This is a genomic window from Pseudomonas sp. SMN5, from assembly GCF_052041925.1.
Classification (GTDB): domain Bacteria; phylum Pseudomonadota; class Gammaproteobacteria; order Pseudomonadales; family Pseudomonadaceae; genus Aquipseudomonas.
Genome location: NZ_JBKGGX010000001.1, coordinates 122,027 through 146,907, shown reverse-complemented (window position 1 = coordinate 146,907; position 24,881 = coordinate 122,027). Strand labels below are relative to the sequence as shown.

The window sequence follows — 24,881 nt, the reverse complement described above, 5'->3', positions numbered from 1 at the left end:
AACAACGCCGCGCTCAGCGGCTGCGCTGGCGCGCCAGCAACATAATCAAATAAGGAGCTCCGATGATTGCGACCACCAGTCCCGCAGGCAACTGCAAAGGCGGGAGAAGCCCCCTGCCCAAGGTATCGCCGGCCAGTACCAACAGTGCGCCAACCAAGGCCGACAAAGGGATCAATGCGCCATGACGGTCGCCGGCCATTTGCCGCGCCAGGTGGGGAGCCACCAGCCCGACAAACGTCATGGTGCCGACGTTGGCCACCGCTGCCGCCGTCAACATGACACTGCACAGCAGCAAGGCCATCATGACCCAGGTGACATTCAGGCCGCGGCTCAGGGCGACTTTTTCGCCCAACTGCAACAGGTTCAACTGCCGATGGCAGAACAGCAACGGCAGCCCCGCCAGCATCAGCCAACCGCCCAGGCTATGGACCTGGGCCCATCCGGCCCGGTGCAGGCTGCCGCCCAGCCACATCAGAGCCGACTCCACCTGATCGATATTGCCGTAGGTGATCAGCAGATCGGCCACCGCACTGAGCATAGCGGTAAGCCCAACGCCCACCAGGATCAGGCGCAACGGCGAAATACCCTGGCGCCAGGACAGCAGCGCCACGAAGAAAGCCACCGCCAAGCCGCCCGCCAGCGCTGCCAATGGATAGAATTCCAAGGGAAGCAGCGTCGGCCAGAGCACGATAATCAGCAACATGGTGACACTGGCGCCCGACTCCACGCCCACCAGGCCCGGTGCTGCCAGTGGGTTACGAGTCAACGACTGCATCAACAGACCGGCCAGGGACATTGCGGCGCCGGCCAGGATCGCCAGCAGGACGCGGGGCAGCCGCAGCTCCCAGAGCAGATTGCGGGTCATCGGATCGACCTGCTCGGGCGTCAGCAGCGCTTGCCATGCCTGGGCAACATCCAGTGAATAACTGCCGACGGTCAATGCATACGAGGCCAAGGCAACAACGGCCGCCATCAGCACCAGCACGGAAATCAGATCGATCGGCCGGGCCACCCAAGGCAATAACGGATAGGTTCGGGGCAAGGTCAACCCAGCTCGCATCATCGGACCTTCCTCAAGACCAGCGCGACAAAGATGGGACCGCCGATCAGTGCGGTGACGATGCCGGTGTTGAGCTCGAACGGACGCACCACGGTCCTTGCGGCGATATCCGCCAGAATCAGCAGCAATGCCCCCAACAAAGGGGCGGCCAACAACAGGCGGCGGTAGTCATCGCCAAACAACAACCGCGCCGCATGCGGCACCACCAGCCCCACGAACCCGATAGGCCCCGCCAAGGCCACTGCGCCCCCGGACAGCAGCACCACCGATGCCAGGCCGAGCACGCGCATTTTCAATAGATTGACCCCCATGCCCGCAGCCGCCTGAGGCCCCAGGCGATGAGCATTCAAAGCACGGACGTTGACCAGGCACAGGCACATGCCCAGCAAGACGTAAGGCCAGACCCAGGTCTGCATCGAGCCCCCGGTCACGCCGATGGAACCGGTCAGCCAGCGACGCAGGCTGTCGAGCCCCTGCTGGTCGAGCAATAACAGGATCGAGGTGATTGCGCTGAACAACGCCGCGATCATCGCCCCGGACAATGTCAGTCGAATCGGGTTGTGCCCCCGCCCCGCCAGCATCAGGACACCGATGGAAGCCACCAGTGCGCCCGCGAAGGCAAACAGGGGAATCATCGACAGATCGTTGCCCGGTACCACCAGCAGGCCGAACACGACGAACAACGCAGCCCCACTGTTGATGCCGAGAATGCCCGGGTCGGCCAGCGGATTGTCACCCACCGCTTGCATGATGACCCCGGCGAGTCCCAGGCTGGCGCCCACCAGCATCGCGACCAGCAGGCGCGGCAAGCGGCTGCCGCGAATGACACTCTGGTCGGGATTGTCTGGCGCATAGGCGACCAAGGCCTGCCAGGCCTCCTGCCAGGGGATGTCCTTCGCGCCGACGGCCAGATGCAGCAGCGCCGTCAGGGCAATCGCCACCAGCAAACCCAACCAGACCGGTAACCGCAGACCGTGAATCACATCGCCTCCCGCACGGCCAGCGGCGGGCTTCGATGGGTCTGGGGCACGCACAACGGATCACCGGAATAAGGGTCGGTAATAATATGCGCATCCAGATCGAACACTGCCTTGAGATTTTCCCGAGTGAATACCTCGGCCGGCGCGCCCTGGGCGACCAAGCGCCCTTCGCGCATCATCACCAGATGGTCGGCATAACGCGCGGCCTGGTTCAGATCGTGAAGTACCGCGACGATGGTTTTGCCCTGGTCGCGCAGATCGACCAGCAATTCAAGCAACGTGATCTGATGGGCGATGTCGAGAAATGTTGTGGGCTCATCCAGCAGAATCACCGGGGTATCCTGGGCCAGCGTCATGGCGATCCAGCAGCGTTGCAATTGTCCACCTGACAAGGTGGCCAGCGAACGATCGAGCAACGGACCGATACCGGCCAGGTCTATGGCGCGGTCAATGGCCTGTTGATCCTGCTCGGACCATTGGCGCCACCAGCTCTGCCAGGGAAAACGGCCCTGCATCACCAGCTCACGCACGCTCATGCCGGCCGGCGAGGTGGTGCGCTGGGGTAATAACGCCATGCGTTGCGCCAGCGCCCGACGCGAATGCTGCCCCAAGGGCTTGCCTGAAAGCTGCACGCTGCCGGCACTCGGCCGCAGCATATGGGCAAGCACGTTCAATAACGTGGTCTTGCCGCAGCCATTGGCGCCGATCAAGGCCGTGAAGCGGCCTTCGGGAATTTCCAGGCTCACGCCGTTGAGAATCTGCTGTTCGCCATAGCTCAGCCGCACATCGGTGGCTTTCAGCATGACCGTCCCTCCATGCCCGAAAAGGCCTGACGAATGGGTTATCGAGCTGCCTCCCGCAGCGCTTGTCGTCCTTTAACACGATAGGTAATCAGCTGGAGGGCCCTAAGTGGGCGACAGGATATGTCGAAATAAATTAAATGCCTACAAGCCTGACAATACTAATGCAAACCTTTATCATTTACAGCTAACATATGGCCAGTAGACACCAACCCTGAAGGTCTGCCTGGCACAACGGAACCAGGGCACAAGGCTCCCTAAGAGCAAACAATAAACTCAAGGACTTCGTCGATGCTCGGAAAAAAAATAACACTTGGCAGCGAAAAACGTTACGGCGTGCGTCATCCAGCCTTTCACATGAGCACCCTTGCGCTGGCTTTGGGGAGCATTTTCTCAGCGCAGGCGATGGCCGCACAGCAGGACGCTTCCGATAAGGGCACGACGGTCCAGCTGGGCGAAATCAACATCAATGCCGCCGCCATTGAGAACCCGACAGGCCCGTTGGCCGGTAAAGTCGCCTTGCGCAATACCAGCGCGACCAAGACCAACGCGGCGATCACCGAAACGCCGCAATCGTTGTCCGTGGTGACCGCCGATGAAATGCGCGATCGCAAATCGGACACCATGGCCGATGCCCTGAGCTACACACCGGGCTTCACCAGCCAGCCCAGCAGCTTCAATCGCACGTCCGATCGGTTCCGCATCCGTGGCTTCGACGTTGAATCCGCCACCGGCGGCTCGTTGCGCGACGGCTTGCGCCTGCAAAACAACTCCTATGACGGCGTTCAGGAACCCTATGGCATGGAGCGCGTGGAAGTGATCCGCGGCGCGGCCTCGGTCCTGTACGGGCAGCTGTCACCCGGTGGATTCGTCAACGGCGTCAGCAAGCGCCCGACCGACACACCGCTTCATGAATTGGGCCTGCAATACGGCAATCATGACCGCAAACAACTGACAGGCGACTTCAGCGGCCCGCTCGGTGACAGCGAGACCCTCAGCTATCGCCTGACGATGCTCAAGCGCGACAGTGACACCCAACAGGATCATATCAACGACGACAAAACCTACATCGCGCCGGCCCTGACCTGGCGCCCCGATGAAGATACGTCGCTGACCTTGCTGTCCTTCTATCAAAAGAGCGACACCCGCTTCTCCGCCCCCCTGCCCTATCAACTCGTCAAGGGTGTCGGCAACGGCCCGTTCACCATCGGCCGCCACGATTTCATCGGCGAGCCTGACTACGACGATATGAATGGCGAGATGTCCGCCATCGGCTACGAATTCGAACACCGTTTCGACGAGCACACCCGCATCAGCAACAAGCTGCGTTACTACGAAGCGGATGTGAAATGGAAATACCTGCAGGCCCAGACAAGTGCCGCGGCGATCAATGCCGCCGCTACCACAGGCGTTCTGGGTCGTCAGTACAGCGATCGCCATGAGCGCTCCCGAGCCCTGGCCAGCGACACCAACATCGAAACCCGCTGGGACATCGGCGGCGTGGAAAATACCTTCCTTGTGGGTGCCGACACCTACGACGCCTCATATGATTCACATAACTTCCGAGACACCCGTCCCTTTACCAACACGCCCCCGATCAATATCGGTGACTACAACTACGGGCAGCCGGTAGTGGTGGACAAGCGCCAGAGCCGTGATCGCGGTTCGCAGATCGATACCTTGCAGACAGGCGTCTACCTGCAAGACCAGATCAAGTTCGACGATCATTGGTTGCTGCTGCTCGGCGGCCGACATGACTGGGCCGACCAGGACCAGAAAGGCTTTGCCACCGGCCAGAAGCTCGATCAGAGCAACGAGGCCACCACTTGGCGTGCGGGCCTTGTGTACCAGGCAGATAACGGCCTGGCACCGTACATCAGCTACAGCGAGTCGTTCTTCCCCGTCGCGGTGTCCGAAGCGCCTGGTCAGACGTTCGATCCTACCGAAGGCAAGCAGTACGAAGTCGGCATCCGCTACCAGCCCCCTGGCAGCAACATGCTGCTGAGCGCGGCCGTCTATGAATTGACCCAGGAGAACGTGCTGAAGTTTGATCTGGGTGGCAACGCTTCTCAAATTGGCGAGCAGCGCTCCCGTGGCCTGGAACTGGAAGCCAAGGCAGACGTGACACCTCAACTGAGTGTCATTGCGACCTACGCCTACACCGATGCGCGCATCACCAAAAGCGCGATCCAGAGCGAAGTAGGCCAGCGCAGCGAAGACACGCCTTACCACCAGGCCGCCGTATGGGCCGACTACAACTTCGCCTTGTTCGGTTTGCCGCAGCTGAAAGTGGGTGGCGGCGCTCGCTACAAGGGCACGACCCAGGCTTCAGGCATCGATTCGCAAATGCCGGCCTATACCCTGTTCGACGCCATGGCCAGCTACCAGATCGACAAGAACTGGGATGTTTCCGTCAACGCAAACAACGTGACCAATAAGAAATACACCTACTGTGAATTTGCCATTTGCCGTTACGGTGACGAACGCGAGCTGGTGACGTCCGTCAACTTCCGGTGGTAAGGCGTCCTTCAGCCTCGAATTGATGCGCTGCAAAACCTGTGGGAGCAAAGCTTGCTCGCGATAGCGGAAGTCCAGTCGACACAGTTGTAGACTGAGCTGCCCCAATCGCGAGCAAGCTTTGCTCCCACGGGCTTGTGGCGAGCAGTATCAGAAATCAACAGTGGCCGATACTTTCAGGGTGCGCGGTGCACCTTGGGTCAGATAGCCTCCGTTGGCCGAGGCCCAGTAATTCTCGTCGGCAACGTTCTCCAGCATCGCGTTGAAGGTCAGGGCACGGCCCTCCATTTTCGTTCGATAGCGTGCACCCAGGTCAACGCGCGTCCAGGCAGGGATGCTGTATTCGTTGGCGCTGTCGACGAACTGGCCGCCAGTGCGCAATAGCAGTCCGTTCAGGCTTAGCCCGGTGAAGCCGGGCACATCCCAGTCGGCGCCCAGATTGAACTGAAACAGCGGCACACCCACCGCCTGGTTGCCATCATCGCGACCGCCAGCGGTGCCGCGCAGCTCGGCTTTGGTCCAGGTGGCGCCGCTCAGCAGACGCAAGCCGTCCAGTGGCTCTCCGAACACGCTCAGCTCCACACCGCGATTGCGCTGTTCGGCGTCCACCCGGTAGTAGCCGTCGCCGCCAAGCACGCCCTGCGGTTGCTCGATACGGAACAGAGCGAGGCTGCCGCCGAAGGTCCCCCAGTCGAGCTTGGCGCCCACCTCAGTCTGCTTGGAGCGATAGGGTGCGAACATCTCACCGTTGTTCAGCGCAGCGACCGGCGCAGTGGGCCCCTGCTGCAGGGACTCGACGCGGTTGGCATAGAGCGACAGGTACTCGGTGGGCTTGATCACCAGGCCGTAGGCCGGCGTGGTGATGCTTTCCTGATAGTTGGCAGTGCGGGCACCGTTGGCCGCGCTCCAGGCATCAGAACCGATGGACTGCCGACGCAAGCCCAGTGTCAGCAGCACACGATCGTCGAGCAAGCCCAGGGTGTCGGACACCGCCAGGCTGCGGTTCTGCACCTTGGCGACGGTGTCCGGGTCGTGGATGTCTCCGGAGACGCTGGTGGCCGGCGGTTCGGCGACGGGCTGGCCCTCATACAGATTGCCGAAGCCACGGCTGCCCGCCGCGGTGGATTCGAAAGCGTTGCGCTTCTCCTGCCAGATGCCGTTGGCGGCCAGATTGATGCGGTGGCTGACCGGCCCGCTCATGAGTTCACCGCGCAGCCCCGTGACAGCGCTCAGGGTCTCCTGGTCCAGCGGCGAGTAGAGGCGGCCGATACGTGCGTCGCCATTTCTGCCGTAGACGTAGTTGGAGGCGTAGACACCGTTCTCCCGCGTGTATTTGCCGCCTGCACTCAGGTAGGCGGTCCAGGTGGGCGACAGGTCGTATTCGGCGCTGAACATGCCATAGGTGTCTTCGAGCTGCGACCAGCTCCAGGGTTGCGCGTAGTTATGGTCGGAGTCGGGCGCCGACGGCGTCTTGCCGTTGAGTGTGCTGGTAGGCCCTGTCGTGGTCAGATAGACCACCGAACGCCCTTCGTTGACCCGTTGCTTCTGGTAACCGACATCCGCAGACAGTCGCAGACGATCACCGCGATAGTCCAGACCGAGGGTGGCCAGACTGAAGCGCGAGTGTTCATCGTCCACCGCTGTCTCGCCCTCGCGCTGGGCCAGGTTCAGCCTCACGCCGAAGCGGTTGTCCTCGCCGAAGCGCTGGCCCAGGTCGAGGTGCCCGCCCACGCGGCTGTCGCTGGCATAGTCCAGAGTGGCGCTGCGGGTGGGAGTGTCCTCGGCACGCTTGGACACCACGTTGATCGCCCCGCCGACGCCGCTGCCCGACGGCGATACGCCATTGACGAAGGCGTTCGCCCCTTTGAACACTTCGACCCGCTCGACCGATTCGGTGGAGATGATCTGCCGGGGCAGAATGCCGTACAGCCCGTTGAAGGCAATGTCGTCGCTGAACAGCTGAAACCCGCGTACGACGAATACCTGGGAGAAGTTGCCGAAGCCGAACGACTGACGCACGCCCGGATCGCTGGCCAACACATCGGCCAGGGTCTGCGCCTGGCGCTTCTCGATCAACTCGGAGGTGTAGCTGGAGAACGCGAAAGGTACATCCTGCATGTCCTGGTTGCCCAGCACGCCGATGCGGGCGCCCCGCGCCGCTTCGCCACCGGCGTATTCGGCCGGCAGGTCGACACGGCCTTCGGCGATTCCCCCGATATTGATCGGACCCAGCTCCAACACGCCCTGCTCGGGCAGCGGCACCAGGGTGAAGGTGCCGTCGTTACCGGCCTGGAAGGTCAACCCGCTGCCCTCCAGCAACCGCTGCAAGCCGTCAGCCACCGAATAATCGCCCTTGAGCGCCGGCACCATGCCGCTGCCACGGGTCAGGCCGGCGTCATAAAGCAGACGCACGTCGGCCTGCTCGGCAAAATCGGTGAGCGCCGCGTCGAGCCGCTGGGCAGGCACGTCGAGCTCGACGGCTTGCGCCTTCACAACAGTCATGGCCAGGGGAAGAACGGCTAGCGCCGCAAGGAGGGAAGTCGACCGCATGCTGATGTCCTTGGGTATCAATACGAAGAAGTCGCATTTGCAGGTACGGAAGACGAAGGCGGCGATGATTTCTGAACCATCGCCGCCTAAATATTTTCTTTTTTCTTGAAGGTCCAGGCGCGGCCCTTAGCGGCGTGACGTGACCAGAATCAACCCCGGCAGGCGCACCAGACGCACCGGCAAGGTGCTTTCCACCGCACTCAGTACCGCCTGTGGATCGTCCAGAGCGAATACACCGGTCACCTGTAGGCCGCGAGCAGCTTCGTCGACAAACAGCACCCGCGCAGACTGGCTGCGCTCAAGCTCGGCGAACACCTGCTCCAGAGGTCGGTCGCGGAAGACGAGCTTGCCGCGTTGCCAGCCCAGGCGCTGGCGCGCATCCAATGCCTGCGGCGCCTGTAGCGCTCCGCCGCGCCACTGTATCTGCTGGCCGCCGACCACCGACAGCGGCTCGCGCCCCTCGCTGGAGGCCAACACTCGGCCCTCGGTGACCGCGAGGTCAACACCGCCCTCCTCCAGGCGCACGTCAAAGCGCGTGCCGGTGACACGGATGCGTGCCTCGCCGGCCCTGACAATGAACGGCCGGGCCGGGTCATGGGCGACCTGGAAATCCGCCTCACCGCGGTACAGCCTGACCTCGCGGCGACCGTCGACAAACTGCCAGTCCAGCGCCGAATCGCCGTTGAGCGTCAACAGCGAACCGTCCGCCAGACGCAACTCACGCACCTCGCCCGGTTGGGTACTGACATCGGCATACAGGCCGATCCAGGTGCCGCGCGGTAGCCACAGGGCGAGCAGCAGCATCGCGGCGCAGGCCAGCGGAGCCATCCAGCGTCGATGGCGACGCATCACCCGTACCTGAGGCTGCTCCGCCGGACGTTCTATCTGACCGAGCAACGACCACAATCCTTGTACCTCACGCAGCGCCTGCTCATGCTCGGGCGCCGCCTCGCACCAGGCTTGCGCGGCATCGCGATCAGCAGCGGTGGCGCGGCCAGAATGCAGCAGCACCTGCCATTGCCGGGCCTGGTCGAGAAGCGAAGGTTGAGTCACGGCTGCGGGTCCATCTGCTGCTGGCAGTGTTCGAGGGCTTTCAGAATATAGCGTCCGGCCATGCTTTCCGAGACACCCAGGCGCTCGCCGATTTCACGCTGGGTCAGCCCGTCCAGGCGATTCCACAGCAATGCCTGGCGCAGGTGGGGCGGCAACCCCTGGACGACGCGCTGCAGTCGCTCCAGACGCTCGGCGTCGCTCGCGGCACGCTCCGGATCTGGATCGGCGCTGACCAACTCGATGGATATCTGCTCTTCGATGGGGCGGGCTTTTTGCTGTCGGCGATAGTCAATGATCAAGTTGCGCGCGATGCGATAGAGGAAGGCACGAAGATTACCGATCTCCTTTCCTGACTCCCGCCGGCGAAAGCGCAACCACGTCTCCTGGCGCAGGTCGGCCGCCAGCTCTTCGCACTTCACTTGCCGCGTGAGGAAGCGCAGCAGTTCGCTCGAATGGTTCTCGAACTGGCCGTCAGCAGAATGAGGATCGGGTGGCCGGGACACGCAAGCGACTCAAGCGAGGAGGAATCGCGAGAATATATCAAATGATAATGACTTTCAATTAGTCACCTGCCAGGACCTGGCTGATGACTTCTTCCCAGGGTGGCGTCGCAGGGAACAGCTCAATCAGAAACGCGATGAATGCCTTTACGTTCGGGCTACCTCGACGGCTTTGCGGCCATAAAGCCGTGATGACGAATCGCTCCGCGGTAAATTGTGGAAGGATCGGCACCAGTTCGCCCCGACGCACATACGGCGCGGCCACGTAATGCGGTGAGATACCGATACCGCCGCCTGCAGCCATTACCGCCGCTACCGCATCGCTGACATCAACGGTAAACGCTGAATCGGGCGCCAGCTCAAGCTGCTTGTTATCTGCCTCATAAGGCCATTTCAAACTCTGCCCTGTGCTCTGGTAACGAAAATTCACGCATTCATGAGCTGCGAGATCTTCGGCCGTCAACGGGACGCCTTTGCGCTTGAGGTAATGAGGTGATGCAAACGCACCGATTCGGTGGGGTCCCAGGGGCCTGGAAACCAGACGCGAATCGGTCAGGTTGCCGACACGGAGGGCGACATCGATTCCTTGCTCGACGATATCCGAATACTGGTCTCCGAGCCTCAGGTCGATGGCCAGACGCGGATATTGCTCACGGAACCTGGGCAGTGCGGGCGCAAGAATGTTCAAACCGATCGGCAACGGAGCCGTGACTTTCAGGACACCGGAAGGCTCGGCTCGGGAAGCGACGGCTGCCTGATCAATGTCTTCGACTTCTCGCAGAATCCGCAGTGCACGCTCATACAGGTCGCGTCCCTCCGGTGTAAGGATCAACGACCGCGTCGTGCGGGTAAACAGCATCAGCCCAAAATGTTCCTCAAGCCTTTGCACGCTTTTACTCACCGCAGAGGGTGAAACCGAGAGTGCTCGCGCAGCCGCCGTGTAGCTGCCCAGCGAGGCCGCTCGTGCAAAGGCGATAAGCCCGGTTAGACGATCCAATCCAATTTGTGCCTTCATGGCATTAGTAAAGCGACTTTCCCCCTGATTATCAACCCGCCTTCATGACAGTAGTCTTTCCCCATCGAACGCCATACAGGTGTTCCAGACGGAGACTTCTCATGAACATCAGCCAAGCACTGCCCTCCTCCCTCGCCGACAAAACGGTGATCATTTTCGGCGGCACTTCCGGCATCGGGCTTGCTGCTGCGGTACAGGCGAAAGCCGCTGGCGCCAGGGTCATCGTGATCGGCTCAAACGCCGCGCGTGCCGAACAAGCAGCCATCGAGCACGGCCTGGACGGCTGGCGCGCCGCGGACGTGACCGACAGCCAGGCGGTCGAAACCGCGTTGGCCGATATTCCCCAGGTTGATCACCTCGTTCTGCTCGCCGGAACATTCGTTGCCGGCACGGTGTTGACGGCGGATCTCGACTACCTGCGCCGCGCCTTCGATGAACGTATCTGGGCGTCGATCAATGCGATTCGGGTGCTCGGTGAAAGGCTGGCAAAAGACGGCTCGATCACGTTCATTTCCGGCTCCCTGGCAGATCGACCGAACGCTTACGGCACCGCCGTGCTCGCAGCCGCATCGGCGGCAATGGAAGCCCTGGCTCGCGGTCTGGCTCTGGAACTGGCGCCAGTGCGTGTCAACACATTGTCTCCCGGCCCGATCAATACACCGATTTTCGACAAGGCACTGGGCGCGGGGCGTGACGCGTTCGTCGCCTCTCTGGAACAGATCCTGCCCTTGCATCGCCTCGGCACCGCCGATGAAGCGGGCGCAGCGGCGGTGTTCTTGATGAGCAACACCTTCATGAACGGCGCCGTACTCAACATCGATGGCGGCGCCCGCCTGGTTTGACGCTACCTCACCTGAGAGCCTGATCATGACCACGCTATTTGATTCCCTGCGCCTCGGCGCGCTTGGGTCGTCCCCACCCAACAAGATGACGCGCGCAAAACCGGCGCGGCATTGAAACAGGAATGTCTCTAGCGTTCAGAACACCGCGAGGTGGTTGAGCGATCAACCCCTCGCTTTCCCCGCCTTAAATCATCGGTGAGGTGCTCACCACCCGCAACGCCAACCCTTCGAACGCATCCAGCGTAATGGTGAATTCGCCCTCAGGCGTGAGATCACCTTCGACCCGTTCATTGATGATGTCGACCACCGGCCCGGGCGCGATGTCAGGCAGGTGCAAGGTTTCAGTGATCGGCTCCGAACCGAAGTTCAGCGCGGTGATTTGCGTACCTTTGCCGGCCGGCAATTCGTGAACCATGATCAGCAGTCCCGGGTGCTCGACGTCCGGAATCAGAATCTGGCGACTGGAGGCAATGTCATAGGCACGGCGCGCCGCGAGGATCCTGCGCAGTTGCGAGGCGAACGAATCCGGATCTTTCAACTGGCTGGGCAAGCTGCCGTACAGGGACTTCGGACGCGGCATCTGGCCGGCCGACAATGCCGCATCAGGGTTGAGGTCCACCAGATCGTAGGCACCGCGATGAATCCAGCGGGTGTCGCCGTCGCCCATCAGATGCTCGACCTGTTCGGCCGGCAACGGCAACGCGCCGACCAGGTCCCAGCCAGACAAGGCGAATACGCCGGGCTGCATCGCGTTATACATCACCAGTAGCAGATGAACCTGGCGAATCTGCTGGACATCTGCCGCCGTAATGGCGCCGAGATCGCGAATCCCCAACGCCGCCGTGATGATGCTCGCGGTGGTGCAGGACACACCGTTGGTGACGAATTTCAGATTGTAGGGCGCGTGCTCTCCAGTGAGGCGCTCGTACATCTGCTCGCGGATGTGCTCGCGCAGAATGCTGCCGGGAAAGGTCTGTCCCTGGTAGAGATAAGTGTCGTGCGCGTGCAGGGTCCAGAAGTGCACCAGCTCCAGGGTCAATTCATCATGATTCTGCAACGCATGAATCAGCGATCCCGGATCGATGCCGAGGCTGTGCATCTGCCGCAGCATCAATCGCAGGAATTCGGCATCGCCCATCAGCAAGGCGTGTTGATAGGCCGGTCGGGTGATGAAGTCGTAGGAGAGATCCGCTCCGCCATGGGACATGGCGGCGATATCGTCTACGGTCAGGTTCAGTTCCTGGAAACTGAAGCCGCCGGCCTTGCGAATCGCTCCAGCGAGCAATTGGTTTCCGGTGATCGATAGCGGATGGCTCTCGGACCAGGCGGTACCCTCCAGCTTGCGTTCCACACCAAGAAATCCGTTGGCGTCCAGACGCAGGATTTTTGCCCCCGAGACATCGATGGCATGCAGCGCGTCCCCGATGACCATCTGCTGAGCGGCAAAGGTCGGGTCCAGCCAGTTCAGCGACGGTTGCCCTTCCTTGAAGTAATGCAGATAGACCCAACGGCGCGGCTTGCCGTCAACGCCCACCACCACCGGCGTCGCACTCCAATCGGTTTCCTTGACCCCTGGCTCGAAAAAGATCACCCGTTGCAGCTGTCCGACGATGTAATGCTTATCCCGCAGAACGTCGACCTGCTGCGGGGTGAGGTTCTGTGCATCGCGCCCCTCGGCAATGTCGGGCAGCAGCGGCCAATCCTCCTCGCGGATTTCCACCATGTGGTAGAGCCCCGGATAATCTTCATACGCCATCTCGGCCAAACGGAAATCCGCGCCTTTGCCGGTATGAGACGGGATGACATCCTCAATGACGACCGCATTGTGCGCGGCGGCCATTCGGGTCAATGCCTGCAACTGCGCCTCGGTGCCCAACTGCGGGTCGATGTCGAAACTGATGCGATCGAAATTTCCGTCAATCGTCGGGGTGTATTCAGTGCCGCAAAGACCTCCAGCGCGTTTCAACGGCCCATTGTGAATGCCCTGAATACCGATCCTCGACAACGCATGCCACAGGGCTTCATCCCCCAGCGCTTCCAGCACAGTGCCATTTTCACGAGTAATAATGGACGCCGGATACGCGGTGAACCATACCGAGGATAATGCCGAGGCGTCACGAGGCCGAGTATGCGCGTATGGCTGCTGCCACAATCGACCTTGCCCCGAGTAGAGCTTGGCGCGCTTCCTCGCGGCACCGAGCATCGATTGTTCAACCAGCCAGTCGACATGATTTTTCTCAGTTGCCGTCATGGAAACAATCACCTCTGTCATGAAAAATGCAGTCGCCCTTCTCCAACCGAGGCGCTGTCCGTTTTCATATGAGGCCATCACGCGACAATCGTTGCATCGAATCAGGAGAGCCTGCGAGGCGCAATCCGCGAGTCCAGAGCCAGGTCCAATCGGTTGCGACTCTTTCCTGAACGGAACTCACTCGATCTCGGTACTCATTGCAATTGCCTTGTACTGTTCCAGCTCAGCCACTCGCTGGCTCAGTGCTGCGTGGACCCGTTCATAAGCACCGCTGCCCAACAGCAGACGTTTTGGCGCCGGTTCGGCTTCGGCGATATCCAGTATGGCCTTGGCCATTTTCTGCGGATCTCCCGTCAAGGGAAAAGCACCACTGGCGATCGCTCTACGCACCTCGCCGGCAGGCGTCTGTTCGTATTCCGCCATCACTGGAGGGCTGACCAAGGCCCTGCCAAAGTTCGTACGAGTCGGGCCTGGTTCTACAAGGGTGAACTGAATGCCGAAAGGTGCAACCTCCTGCGCGACTGATTCGACAAACCCCTCGATGCCCCATTTGCTGGCGTGATAAAGGCTGAAGTTTGGATAAGCCAGTTGGCCTCCCTCCGACGATACTTGCAGAATTCGACCGCCCCCTTGGCGACGGAGAAAAGGCAGGCAAGCGCGAATCAGCTGGATTGAGCCGACCAGGTTAGTTTGCAATTGCTGATCGATTTGTTCGTCACTGCATTCCTCCGCGGCGCCGAATAATGCGTATCCTGCGCTGCTTACCACGACATCAATGCGCTCCAATTCAGTGAATGCACGGTTAACGACATTGCGAATGGCGAACGTATCGTTCACATCCAGCGCCGCTGTCCACAGCTGTTCGCCGTAGCGCTCTTTCAAGTGGCTGAGTGCTTGAAGATCACGCAACGTAGCCGCCACGCGATCCCCTCGCTCCAGCAATTGTTCTACTACCGCCAAGCCAATGCCGGACGAACTGCCAGTGATTAACCAGGTTTTATTCATCGAGGTCTTCTCCTTAGAGCGAGCCAGGAAGGCTTGCGAGGATCTAACGCTACGCGCCTTGGATTGCTGATACTATCCAGCAGAATGAGGATGACCTAATGAAAAATAGCCATGAATGAACTCCCTCTGTCACTCTCTGATGTACGTGCGCTGGCGCTGATTGTTGGTCACCGAAGCTTCCGCAAAGCGGCGGATGAGCTGGGTTTGTCTGCTTCCACGCTTAGCCATTTGATGAGAACCCTCGAAGCAAGGCTCGGGATTCGTTTGCTTAATCGCACAACGCGCAGCGTCGCTCCGACGGCGGCGGGGGAGCGCCTGCTGAGCAGATTGAACCCGGTGTTGCGCGAGTTTGCGCTGGCTGTAGATGAAGTTAATAAGTATCGGGATCTTCCAAGCGGCACCCTGCGCATAAACGCAAGCGATCAGGCTGCCCGTGTTCTGATGGAGTGTGCCCTGCCGACATTCCTGCAACGTTTCCCGCAGATGTCGGTCGATCTTGTCACCGATGGTCGCCTGGTTGATGTCGTAGCCAACGGTTTCGACGCGGGCATCCGCTTGGGTGAGTCAATACCTCAAGACATGATCGCCGTCCCGATAGGCCCGGATATCCGATTTGTAACCGTCGCTTCCCCGCAATACCTCAAGACTCATCCATACCCATTGACCCCAGATGATCTGCTACAACATCAGTGCATCGGCATCCGAATGCCGAGTGGCAAGCCTTATCGATGGGAGTTTGAAAAACACGGGCAGTCATTGGTAATCGATCCCAAAGGACAGCTGACCCTCGATAACCCGGAAATTATGGCCGAAGCCGCCATTTCCGGACTCGGCATCGCCTACGTGCAAGAGCGCATAGCCGCGCGAGCTTTGGCCGACGCCCGACTGGTGAAGGTTCTGGAAGACTGGTGCCCGCCGATTCCAGGACTGTTTCTATACTACCCGGGACATCGCCATATCCCATCCGGGTTGCAGGCATTCATCGAAGTCCTGAGGGAATGCACCACAGCTAATGTTGAAGAATGATACTCAGGGCTTTCTGCCATTGCCTTCAGACACCTATCGTTAGGGCTAGGTCGATGGCTTGGCACACGGATACTCAAGGTACTCGCCGTTCAGTCAATCGTCATGGCAGCGGCGACCACAACTGATTACAAATGCCAAGGCCCACGCCTTCACCATAAAAACTTCAGACATAAAAAAAGCCACTCATCTGAGTGGCTTTTTTTGTGAATCCTGGAGCGGGAAACGAGACTCGTATCTGGTGTCCGACTCGTTGAAATCTAAGGGGTTTCTTTTATTGACGAAGCAGGAAAAGACTTAATTCTGGACTTGTTTTTGAGAACTATCAAGGGTCAAGAGACCGGGATTTCGGGCTCTGCCATTTCCTCCGACCCATAGCCAACCGGACGGGAGGCGTCCCGTCTGGAAAGTTACTCAATGCTTCTTGGATGCCAGATGGGTCGTGAAGCTGCTCCCGCTGTAGCGCCTCTATGGGCTCAAAGAGCCTTGATCTTGGAACTGTATCAACCAAAGCCGCACACCATCATCAATTCGCTGACGTTGCCACCCGCCGTCTGGGTGAGCGCTCAGTGGGCTGCTTTCGGCCGATTGTGTTGAAAAAGTCGACCCGGTTTGGCTAGCCATGCATCGAGTGGTGAAAATGCCTTTTCTGCACGCCGCTGCGTCAAATTTGAGTCCTAAACCTTCTGCGAAAAAATACAGATTTCAATCTCAGGCGCGTACTTTTCTGTCACGGAAATCGAAACCGACTTTTTTAACAGTATCGGCCGATTGCTGCCACTGAGTCTCAGCAAGTACTCTCTCGGCCTATCGCCCTTTGGTTTCCGTCCCTTCCGCTGCTACGCTCATGAGTCCTCGATTGGAGTCGAAACAATGCCCACCGAATATTCACTTTCTGATGTTCTCGAGCGGCTGTACCAAAATCAGCTCGCCTTGGAGGCCGCGGTGATGGAGCTGACCTTGAAGGTAAAAGATCAAGGTGCAGCAGAGATTGGTGCCAACATCCGAGGTGCACTTCACACCATCGGAGAAATGCCGGACACATCAAGCAGGGCTTGGCTAAGCTGAGAACCCAGGGTCACTGATTTAACGGCCCATGCGATGGCGAGCTTGGCGGTTATCCTGCGCAGCATAAAGGCTGGACTCGCCGAAGCGTCAGAACTCCCGCGCGCTGCGCGGCGACATCGTGAAGATACGGGCGCCCTCAATTTTTCGTTATGAAAGGCGACGCACCTTGATAATCATGTCCGAAGCTACCTTATGCTTGGGCTTGGCCGCTCGAATAACCTTGTGCTGATCATCGGCCATTGTTTCAACGAGCATGCCATTACTGATTTCCATCACACTGAGTCCGGCCGCCAGCGTATTGATATAGGCCGCCTTAATCGCGCCTTTCGCCATGGCTGGAATTTTCTCTTCCAGCCGGCTCACCAGTTCATCATTTAACATCTGCTTGACGTCCATAACGAACTCCGCATTTTAGGCCAGCAGCCAGCCATCATGTTATTGCTGCGTGATCCGGGACAAGCACCGTCCGCCCCTAAAACGCACAGAAGACCTATTTGTTGACCGTCGATGCGTCTCCTTGGACGAAGTCCGTCGGGAGTAAAGGTCTTCTGTGCTGACTCGCATAGCCCATGGCAGTGAGGCACAAACGAAAATACAGAGGGTTTTTCTGCGCCAATATTCCCGAAAGGTACCGATCTGTCTCGATAGAGTGCCCAAGAGATCCCAATTCAACAATCCAGTGTTGCGGCGGCCGCTTGAATCCGCCGACGTCCAGCCACTTGTGATAGGCGCATGCGGCTACGACGCAGCGCCACTACCTGACCGGCCTCATGGTGCACTGGCTGTTCCCAGATAGCTCTACGTTCGGCACTTATTACGCCTGAGCATGGCCACCTGTTCGCAGGCTGCGGGATAGTCAATGAATCGTTTCCGGCAATGAATATAAGGAATCAGTTAAGCGCGCTCGCTGGGAGAATGCATCGCGCCCCTCACCTCGCTAAAAACTTTTTTAAATTTTAAATCTTTTGACTAAATGGTTAAGATTTACTGCCAACTCAGACAACTCGCCGCTGGCAACTGAAGTTTGGTGCGAGCCCGCTGCGGACTGGATAGATAAATCGCGAATACTTACCAAACTACTATCAATCTGTCTTGCAACTTGAGACTGCTGTTCGGCGGCAGTCGCTATTTGCACGTTGCGCTCATTAATGTGCTCGATTGACTCGGTAATTTCGGCCAGAGCCAACCCGGCGGAACGAGCCAAAGCGAGCGTGTTGGTAGCTTGCAGACTAGTCTGCTCCATTGCCATTACGGCTTCATTTGAGCCTGTCTGGATTGTCGAAATCATTTGCTCGATCTCACTGGTGGACTCTTGAGTCCGGTGAGCTAGTGCGCGCACTTCATCAGCAACGACTGCAAATCCACGACCCGCCTCACCCGCACGAGCCGCTTCGATTGCAGCATTAAGCGCGAGAAGATTTGTCTGCTGGGCTACGGCACGGATCACGTCGAGCACCTTACTTATATCTGTGGCCTTTATAGCCAAGCCTTTCACACTAGCGGATGTAGACTCTACACTGCCGACCATCATGTTAATGGCATCGACTGTGTCATCTACTTTGACCCTTCCATCCATAGCGGTTCTGCTGGTTTGCGATGCAGCAGTTGAGGCCCCTGCTGCATTGCCAGCAACTTCATCGACAGCTGAACTCATTTCTGTAATAGCGGTCGCAGCCATTTCAATTTCATTATTCTGACGCATCAACCCTCTGGAAGCTTCTTCCGTCACAGCATGCATTTCCTCAGACGTCGCGGCTAACTGGCTGGATGAATCGCTGATCTGAATAATCGTATCACGCAAGTTCCCTTGCATGGTCGATAAAGCTGCAACAAGACGCCCCATCTCATCACGTGCTTGAACTTTTATCTCGTTACTGAAATCGTTAGCCGCAATACGCTCGGCAATCAACAATGATTCTCGCATAGGCAGTGTCAAGCTTCGAGTGTACATCCAGGCAAGCAAAACAGTTGCCAACAGCGACAACGTGATAAAACAAACACCATTGTCACGGTTTGATTGTAAGCAGCGTCTGCCGCTTCCCCGGCAGCCTTCGCTTTGGCATCATTACTATCTCTAAGCGCCTCGACACTTGAAGCAACTTTAAGAGCGGCGTTTCGAACTTCCTCATCCCCGTATTTTATGGCGCTCGCATAATCGCCAGCAGCAATAAAACTGAGATATTGCTTTTGCAAAAGCTCAAATTCGGCAACAGACTTTCCCAAAGAAGCAAGGACGACCTGACCTTGTGGAGTAACAACCAACCCGGCCAGCTCCGAAAGATACTTCCTAATAAGCCCCTGTGACTCTACAACCTCCTTCAAGCTAATAGACCTCACCAACTCCGACTCTGCGGCGTTGCGCAATTTACTATTACTGTTACGTACGCTCATAAACTCACGATCCAGCAAGCCCAACACCTTAAAACTAGGGACGATGTTTTCCTCAACTTTTTTCTCCGCTTCGCTCAGCGTGGAAGTCTGCCTTAAGGCAAACATTCCAAAGCAAAAAATCAATGCGCAAAAAATACCAAAACAAAGAGCGGAACGTGATGCAAGATTGAGCATTCGCAAGTTCATGGTGGATGTCTCGCTAGGGGTAGCAATGGGTAAAATAGGCAAAACAGCAAACTTTCAGTGATATCCGGCAACTTCTTAAACTCGAAGTACAATGAATCCGAGAGCCCATCAGAACTTAGCCAACTCCACCGACTACCTATTATTAATTTAGCAACAAAATTTCACGCAATACCGCTTACAAAAGTGTCATGGCAGATTTGTCATTTCAGCTCACCACCCAGTTGAACATAATTAGCCAACGTTCAGAAATCCTGCATACGTAAATAACTAGCCCCTGCTACCCTTCGTCCTTTCTCTGCAACTGGGATAAACAGAACAATCTATACAATTTTAGAGCTCCCAGATTCAGATCATTATCATGTAAACATTTTTGTAGCAAAGATGAGGGTGGCGGGAGCTCATCTGCATGGCAAACCGCATCGCAGATATCCTCGATATAAATTCCCGGAACAAATTGCCTGATTCTAGCGTTCAATTTACACAATGAAACCCGCAACTCCCTCGTCAAACATTCGGCGTCTGAAGGATTCAAGCTGCTCACTCTCAGCCCAAAGGACTCTGAATCTTTGGCTTTATTTAGGTCACCAGAATGAGCGGGAGCCTTTAAAAACAACCCAACAACCATGCGCACAGAAAACTGCAAGGAATAACACTCGCTAATTAATATTTCAGAGAGCTCATACTCACTTGAATAATTCATTTTAGAAGAATCATTTGACATAACCACATATCACCTGCTTGAGCACTGACACCCCAGTTAATACCTATGTTCGCTTTCTCGCGCTGTCAATAATCTTTAACAGACCGACTTCGATACCGCAGTAACATATTAATCGATGGTAAACAGCTTCAATATCTTGCTGACAATTGACTAGTATGGAATTTAACGAAGTGCATGAAGCCATTTTAGAATCTCTTGCTAAAATATCGCATAGCCTCTTATTCACTGATCGAAGCTCATCCAGGTCCGACCCAAGCCGGCCAGTAGTAGTAAGCATCGCAAGTTCTATCTTATTGGTCAGCTGGATCACGGAGAGCTCTAACAAATTTAATTGAGCAAGCAGGCAAACAATGCCGTTGACATCATCGGGCGCGTTCGCTATAGCAGCCCTTATGTTAGCTATTTCAGCTCTATTCGAGCGAAGCTGTACAGCAATAGACCTGTGATTAAATATATGCTTATCGGCCTCAGCAAGATACCGGTCAATTTTTCTCTTGTAATTGCAAACCAAGCTGCTTAGTAGTAAATCATTCATACTAGAAACTTCGATGACTGAGCGGAAGCACAGGATTTACTATTTACTCATATTTCCTTATAGCTGCATAGGCCAGGACATCAACTCTTCGTTTTTCTCAATAAAATTTCGTTTTTTTAGGGTCTTGTGGAAATGAATTAAAAATAAATAGACATCACGACTTATCGATAACCAAGTCTCCTTTATTCATGTACTGAGTCTGAAAAGGGGTATTACCATATTTGTCCTTATAGTACCTAGCAAACAAATCAAGATCAGAAAAGCCCCACCGAAGCCCTATCTGCTGCCATCCCGTACGCTCGTCCTCGCTGATAAGATCGTTGTGAGCGCAAGCTAGGCGTAGGTCCCTGAGATAGTGCATTGGCGAAACATTCTTATGCAATCTGAAACCTAGCTGCAAGTTCCTCACGCTCGTATGCGCATAGGTAGCAACATCACTAATCAAGATATCTTCGCACGCATGAGCGTGCATATATTCAATCGCCCTACCGATATGCCTAGGTATAAGTGGCTCAGATTTTCTCGTCCTATTTTCGTGGTAATTATTAGGAATCAGCTCTAACAATGTAGAGACGAGCGCTTGCTTTAGATAGCTCATAGCTAAAGGCGATCGTTGAGCCTGACGTAAGTCCATTCCATTCTTTATACACGATAAAAGGGAGTTGATCATTGACCAAATTTTTTTATCGTTTTGCAGCAGAGACTGAAACTCTAACCGATCATTACGTTGTATGCCTCGTGAAGATCGCAGTTCACGATCGAAGACTTTAGCATCAATCATTATTGTATCGGTAGACGTACCCCGTGCGAACTGACCCTGCACAAGCATCGAACTGTCTACAACGCACAACTGCTGAGAAGATTTAATAACACCGTGCTTGTTCATCTCCCAAGTCGATTCACCTCTGTGCGTATAACAAACAAAATATACGTCTGTGTTATTTTGCTTTTCAAATCCCCAGCCGGAAGCGCTGGCGGTGGAGCATATGAAACATTCGCCAAGACTGTAAGTTATTTTCTTATAGTCCAATGCTCCACCACCCAAAAACCTAAGCGCGGGTGAAAGCCCACAGTTATTATAATAATGCCAAAGCGAGCTCTCGTCCTTAAGATGCACTTTCGAAATGGATAAATCATTCATTATGGCACCTGATATTAAGCCAGCAGTATCACCTGCGCGGTTAAAATTCGTATTAGTCACCGTCCCTCTCCGAGAGTTTACTTTCAGCCATTCCAATGGTCTGTACAATTTTGCGCCATGCGAACAGCCGGCGAAGTTAGTATCTATTGAAACAAACAAGCACGGCGCATTGGTCTAACAGCCTGAAGCGAATACAACCTCTTCGATGATATAAGTCAGGTTCACACCGTTATCATTCAAATATCGAATGCGTTCGCTGCAAAGGCATGCTTTCCCCTGCAGATTTCTCACCGATGATGCGGGTTGCCGGTATTATCGGCGACTGACTTCATTGACCGTTTTTAACTCGACTCCAGATACGCGTGCGCAACCGGTCAGCCTCCAGCGGCATCGCTTCAAGCACGAAGAGCTTTTTCATAACGCTTTCAGGCGGATAAACCATCGGGTCGTTGAAGACAGCACTGTCGACTATGTCGTTAGCAGCTACGTTGCCATTGGCATAGTGCACGTGGTTACTAATGTCGGCTATGACGTTGGGCTCTAATAGGTAATTCAAAAACGCGTAACCGGCCGTTTCATTTGGAGCATCGGCAGGCATCGCGACCATGTCGAACCACATAGGTGAGCCTTCCTTGGGGATGGCGTAAGCAATCTGCTGGCCGTTCCCGGCCTCATTAGCCCGCGCTGCGGCCTGCATCACATCGCCGGAAAAGCCCACCACCAGACACACGTCACCCGTTGCAAGGTCGCTGGTGTACTTGGAGTTGTGGAAGTAGCTTACATAGGGGCGCACCTTGAGTAGCAGCTCCTGTGCCTTCTTGTAGTCGGCCTTGACATTGCTGTGATGCGGCAAACCAAGGTAGTTCAAGGCGATGGGAAGGATCTCGGGACCATTGTCGAGCATCGCCACGCCGCACTGGGCGAGTTTCTTCATGTTTTCCGGCTTGAACACGATGTCCCACGAGTCTATCGGTACATCACCCAGGACCGCTTTGACCTTGGCCACGTTGTAGCCGATGCCGGTGCTGCCCCACAGGTAGGGAAAACCGTAGCGGTTACCGGGGTCATTGGCCTCCAGAACCTTCATCAGCGTCGGGTTGAGGTTGTGCCAGTTCGGGAGTTTGCTGCGGTCCAACGGTTTGAGTGCGCCGGCCGTGATCTGCCGGGCCATGAAGTGGTTGGATGGAAACACCACGTCATACCCTGAATGGCCGGCCATCAGTTTGACGTCGAGCACCTCGTTGCTGTCGTACAGGTCATATTGAGTCGGGTGCCCGGTCTGGGCGGTAAAGTTTTGCAGGGTATCTGGAGCGATGTAGCTGCTCCAGTTGTAGATCCTGACGGTGTCTGCTGCCTGAGCGGTAGACGCGATCAACAGTAACGGAAAGATCGACTTCAACATGCGAGACCTCAACCTTTGTTCTAGGCGTTATGGATGAAGGCAGTTCAGAAAATCAGTACGTAGCTCTTGCGAACGGTTTCTTGTACATCCCAGATTCCCGTCGTGTTCGCAGGGAACATCAACGCGTCGCCGGCCTGGATATGAAGGGTCTCGCCACCGTCCGGGGTAAAGGTGCAACGCCCCTGAATGAAGTGGCAGAACTCCTGTTGCACGATCTGGCGCCGCCAGCGGCCGGGGGTGCATTCCCACACGCCGGCCTCAACGCCGTCGTCGCGTTCGACGCATGCCGTGGCAACCTGTGAAAGCGGCTCGCCCAGCGGTACACCAACAGCGCCAGGCTCACCGAGAGGCAAACGGGCGGTGTCGCGAAAATGATCGATCTTCATGCAAACGGCTCCTTGGACTTCATCAGACGTTCCATGCAACCGGCCAAGCCTTCAGCCATCCGGCGACGCCAGCGTGGCGCATGGAGGTTGGCCAATACCTGATCCTCGTGAACGAAGCTCTGGATAATGGCGTTGTAACCCAGCCAACGCAGAGGCTCGGGCTCCCATCGTGGCAACGAGTCCAGGGGACGATCACCCAACACCCAGGGTTGGCGAGTCAGTTCGTTGTCTTGGCCCAGAATCAACGCCGCCACGGTTCGGCCGCCCAGGTTGCTGGCGCCTACCCCTTCGCCTCCGTAGCCACCCGCCAGTGCGATCCGCTGGCGACGGTCGGCGAGCATGTGCGGGTGAAAGGACCGGGCGACCCCCAGATTTCCGCCCCAGGCATGGGTCAGGCGCACATTGCGCAGGATCGGAAAGAGTTCACTAAACAGGTGTTGCCGCAATGCTCGTTCGGCCTGAGTGAGGTTGAAGTCACTGCGCAGGCGACCGCCAAAGCGATAGCCACCGCGGGCGCCAAACACCAGGCGATCATCTCGGCTGCGCTGACCGTAGGTGACTTGGCGGCTGTTTTCGCTGAACGCCTGGCCACGGGTCAGGCCGATTTCGGCCCACACATCGGCCGGGAGTGGCTCAGTCGCGACGATCAGGCTTTGCGCGGCCAGTTGATGTTTGTTCAACGGGGGCAGGGTGCTGGCATAACCTTCGACCGCCGGCACCACCCAATCGGCGCTTACCCGACCGTGCTCGGTTCGAACCTGGCCTGGCTTCCAGTCGAGCACCGCGCTTTGCTCGAAAATGCGTACACCCATCCGTTCGACGGCGTCGGCCAGCCCCCGCACCAACCGTGCCGGCTGGATGGTCGCGCAGTGAGGTGAATACAGGGCGCCGCACGCCTGGGCCACATTGAGTTGTTCACGCATGGCCTGAGGACTCAACCAGCGGTAGTCGTCTTCACCCAGGCCTTGCGCACGGGCGACGTCGAGTTGTTCGCGCAGGCGCCGTTCTTGCTCGGGATAACGCGCCGCACAGTACAGCACGCCGCCTTTGCGCAGTTCGCAATCAATGCCTTCGAGGTGGCACACCCGCGCTACCTCGTCGGGGATTCCACGCAGCAGTCGGTAGCCCGCGTGGCGTTGCGCGGCAGGTAATGGCCCCAGGAGCCGGTCTTCGCCCAGCAGGTTGCCCATCAACCAGCCGCCATTGCGACCGGAGGCGCCGTAGCCGGCAATCTGTGCTTCAACGATGACGATGTTCAGGTGCGGTGCTTGCTGTTTTAGGTAATAGGCCGTCCAGAGGCCGCTGTAACCGGCGCCGATAATCACAACGTCTGCTTGCAGATCCTGATACAACGCCGGGCGCGGCGTCAGCGCCTCGCCGAGTTCCTCCATCCACAAACTCACACCACCCCAGCCAGACATCCCCATGCTCCATCGGTTGTTTGTCGACAGAGAT

19 protein-coding genes and 2 pseudogenes are annotated in these 24,881 nt (G+C 57.2%); 5 read left to right on the top strand and 16 right to left on the bottom strand.

All coding sequences use genetic code 11. The annotated features are described in order from the left end of the window. Positions 1 to 13 precede the first annotated feature (13 nt). Genes ACLEJR_RS00665 through ACLEJR_RS00655 form a run of 3 tightly spaced genes read right to left on the bottom strand, consistent with a single transcriptional unit; the run spans position 14 to position 2,843 of the window. On the bottom strand, positions 14 to 1,060 hold the full coding sequence (locus tag ACLEJR_RS00665) for a FecCD family ABC transporter permease (RefSeq protein WP_440811407.1): 1,047 nt from the start codon (positions 1,058 to 1,060) through the stop codon (positions 14 to 16). Further along, complete coding sequence (locus ACLEJR_RS00660; RefSeq protein WP_440792214.1) at positions 1,060 to 2,043, bottom strand: FecCD family ABC transporter permease; 984 nt, start codon at positions 2,041 to 2,043, stop codon at positions 1,060 to 1,062. The genes ACLEJR_RS00665 and ACLEJR_RS00660 overlap by 1 nt, the downstream gene beginning before the upstream one ends. After that, positions 2,040 to 2,843, bottom strand: a complete 804-nt coding sequence (locus ACLEJR_RS00655) for an ABC transporter ATP-binding protein (RefSeq protein ID WP_440811404.1) — start codon at positions 2,841 to 2,843, stop codon at positions 2,040 to 2,042. Before ACLEJR_RS00655 ends, ACLEJR_RS00660 begins: the two co-directional genes overlap by 4 nt. Positions 2,844 to 3,131: 288 nt before the next feature. Between ACLEJR_RS00655 and ACLEJR_RS00650 the strand changes: the two genes are divergently transcribed. Beyond that, a complete protein-coding gene (locus tag ACLEJR_RS00650; RefSeq protein ID WP_440811401.1) occupies positions 3,132 to 5,360 on the top strand; it encodes a TonB-dependent siderophore receptor in 2,229 nt (742 codons plus the stop codon). 147 nt (positions 5,361 to 5,507) lie between these two features. Here ACLEJR_RS00650 and ACLEJR_RS00645 read toward each other — a convergent pair whose 3' ends face one another. From ACLEJR_RS00645 to ACLEJR_RS00630, 4 genes are all read right to left on the bottom strand, one after another. Beyond that, positions 5,508 to 7,907: a TonB-dependent siderophore receptor gene (locus ACLEJR_RS00645; RefSeq protein WP_440811399.1), complete on the bottom strand. Its 2,400-nt coding sequence runs from the start codon at positions 7,905 to 7,907 to the stop codon at positions 5,508 to 5,510. A 126-nt stretch (positions 7,908 to 8,033) separates the two neighbouring features. Continuing rightward, entirely contained in the window at positions 8,034 to 8,960 is a 927-nt protein-coding gene (locus ACLEJR_RS00640; protein ID WP_440811397.1) for a FecR family protein, read from the bottom strand. Beyond that, positions 8,957 to 9,463 carry an RNA polymerase sigma factor gene (locus ACLEJR_RS00635; protein WP_440792205.1) on the bottom strand — a complete coding sequence of 169 codons (507 nt, stop codon included), beginning with the start codon at positions 9,461 to 9,463 and terminating at the stop codon, positions 8,957 to 8,959. Before ACLEJR_RS00635 ends, ACLEJR_RS00640 begins: the two co-directional genes overlap by 4 nt. A 58-nt stretch (positions 9,464 to 9,521) precedes the next feature. Beyond that, positions 9,522 to 10,457 carry a LysR family transcriptional regulator gene (locus ACLEJR_RS00630; protein WP_440811395.1) on the bottom strand — a complete coding sequence of 312 codons (936 nt, stop codon included), beginning with the start codon at positions 10,455 to 10,457 and terminating at the stop codon, positions 9,522 to 9,524. Positions 10,458 to 10,576: 119 nt separating this feature from the next. Here ACLEJR_RS00630 and ACLEJR_RS00625 point away from each other — a divergent pair, with 119 nt between their 5' ends. Next, positions 10,577 to 11,317, top strand: coding sequence for an SDR family oxidoreductase (locus tag ACLEJR_RS00625; RefSeq protein ID WP_440811393.1), 741 nt, complete (start codon positions 10,577 to 10,579; stop codon positions 11,315 to 11,317). 184 nt (positions 11,318 to 11,501) lie between these two features. Here the strand turns inward: ACLEJR_RS00625 and treS are convergent, their stop codons facing one another. Beyond that, positions 11,502 to 13,568 (bottom strand): maltose alpha-D-glucosyltransferase, encoded by a 2,067-nt coding sequence (gene treS, locus ACLEJR_RS00620; RefSeq protein ID WP_440811390.1) that lies wholly within the window; start codon positions 13,566 to 13,568, stop codon positions 11,502 to 11,504. Between the two features lie 177 nt (positions 13,569 to 13,745). Beyond that, a complete protein-coding gene (locus ACLEJR_RS00615; protein WP_440811388.1) occupies positions 13,746 to 14,573 on the bottom strand; it encodes an SDR family oxidoreductase in 828 nt (275 codons plus the stop codon). A 111-nt stretch (positions 14,574 to 14,684) separates the two neighbouring features. On the opposite strand from ACLEJR_RS00615, the gene ACLEJR_RS00610 reads away from it, so the two are divergent. Continuing rightward, a complete protein-coding gene (locus tag ACLEJR_RS00610; RefSeq protein WP_440811385.1) occupies positions 14,685 to 15,599 on the top strand; it encodes a LysR family transcriptional regulator in 915 nt (304 codons plus the stop codon). 870 nt (positions 15,600 to 16,469) lie between these two features. Continuing rightward, positions 16,470 to 16,681: pseudogene (locus tag ACLEJR_RS00605) on the top strand (hypothetical protein). A gap of 130 nt (positions 16,682 to 16,811) precedes the next feature. On the opposite strand, the gene ACLEJR_RS00600 reads toward ACLEJR_RS00605, so the two are convergent. Continuing rightward, on the bottom strand, positions 16,812 to 17,060 hold the full coding sequence (locus tag ACLEJR_RS00600) for a hypothetical protein (RefSeq protein ID WP_047738982.1): 249 nt from the start codon (positions 17,058 to 17,060) through the stop codon (positions 16,812 to 16,814). 135 nt (positions 17,061 to 17,195) lie between these two features. Here ACLEJR_RS00600 and ACLEJR_RS00595 point away from each other — a divergent pair. Continuing rightward, positions 17,196 to 17,309 (top strand): annotated as a pseudogene (locus ACLEJR_RS00595) (IS30 family transposase); the annotation flags it as partial. A gap of 304 nt (positions 17,310 to 17,613) precedes the next feature. On the opposite strand, the gene ACLEJR_RS00590 reads toward ACLEJR_RS00595, so the two are convergent. From ACLEJR_RS00590 to ACLEJR_RS00565, 6 genes are all read right to left on the bottom strand, one after another. Then, the gene (locus tag ACLEJR_RS00590) at positions 17,614 to 18,588 is read right to left on the bottom strand and encodes a methyl-accepting chemotaxis protein (RefSeq protein ID WP_440811383.1); all 975 of its coding nucleotides are present in this window, start codon (positions 18,586 to 18,588) and stop codon (positions 17,614 to 17,616) included. An 8-nt stretch (positions 18,589 to 18,596) separates the two neighbouring features. Continuing rightward, positions 18,597 to 19,229, bottom strand: coding sequence for an MCP four helix bundle domain-containing protein (locus ACLEJR_RS00585; RefSeq protein WP_440811381.1), 633 nt, complete (start codon positions 19,227 to 19,229; stop codon positions 18,597 to 18,599). A gap of 1,422 nt (positions 19,230 to 20,651) precedes the next feature. After that, positions 20,652 to 21,638, bottom strand: a complete 987-nt coding sequence (locus ACLEJR_RS00580) for a helix-turn-helix domain-containing protein (RefSeq protein ID WP_080964361.1) — start codon at positions 21,636 to 21,638, stop codon at positions 20,652 to 20,654. A 328-nt stretch (positions 21,639 to 21,966) separates the two neighbouring features. Further along, on the bottom strand, positions 21,967 to 23,040 hold the full coding sequence (locus ACLEJR_RS00575) for a polyamine ABC transporter substrate-binding protein (protein WP_144419457.1): 1,074 nt from the start codon (positions 23,038 to 23,040) through the stop codon (positions 21,967 to 21,969). A 44-nt stretch (positions 23,041 to 23,084) separates the two neighbouring features. Further along, positions 23,085 to 23,426: a cupin domain-containing protein gene (locus ACLEJR_RS00570; RefSeq protein WP_047738985.1), complete on the bottom strand. Its 342-nt coding sequence runs from the start codon at positions 23,424 to 23,426 to the stop codon at positions 23,085 to 23,087. Continuing rightward, positions 23,423 to 24,847: an NAD(P)/FAD-dependent oxidoreductase gene (locus tag ACLEJR_RS00565; RefSeq protein ID WP_047738986.1), complete on the bottom strand. Its 1,425-nt coding sequence runs from the start codon at positions 24,845 to 24,847 to the stop codon at positions 23,423 to 23,425. The genes ACLEJR_RS00570 and ACLEJR_RS00565 overlap by 4 nt, the downstream gene beginning before the upstream one ends. Between the last annotated feature and the right edge of the window lie 34 nt (positions 24,848 to 24,881).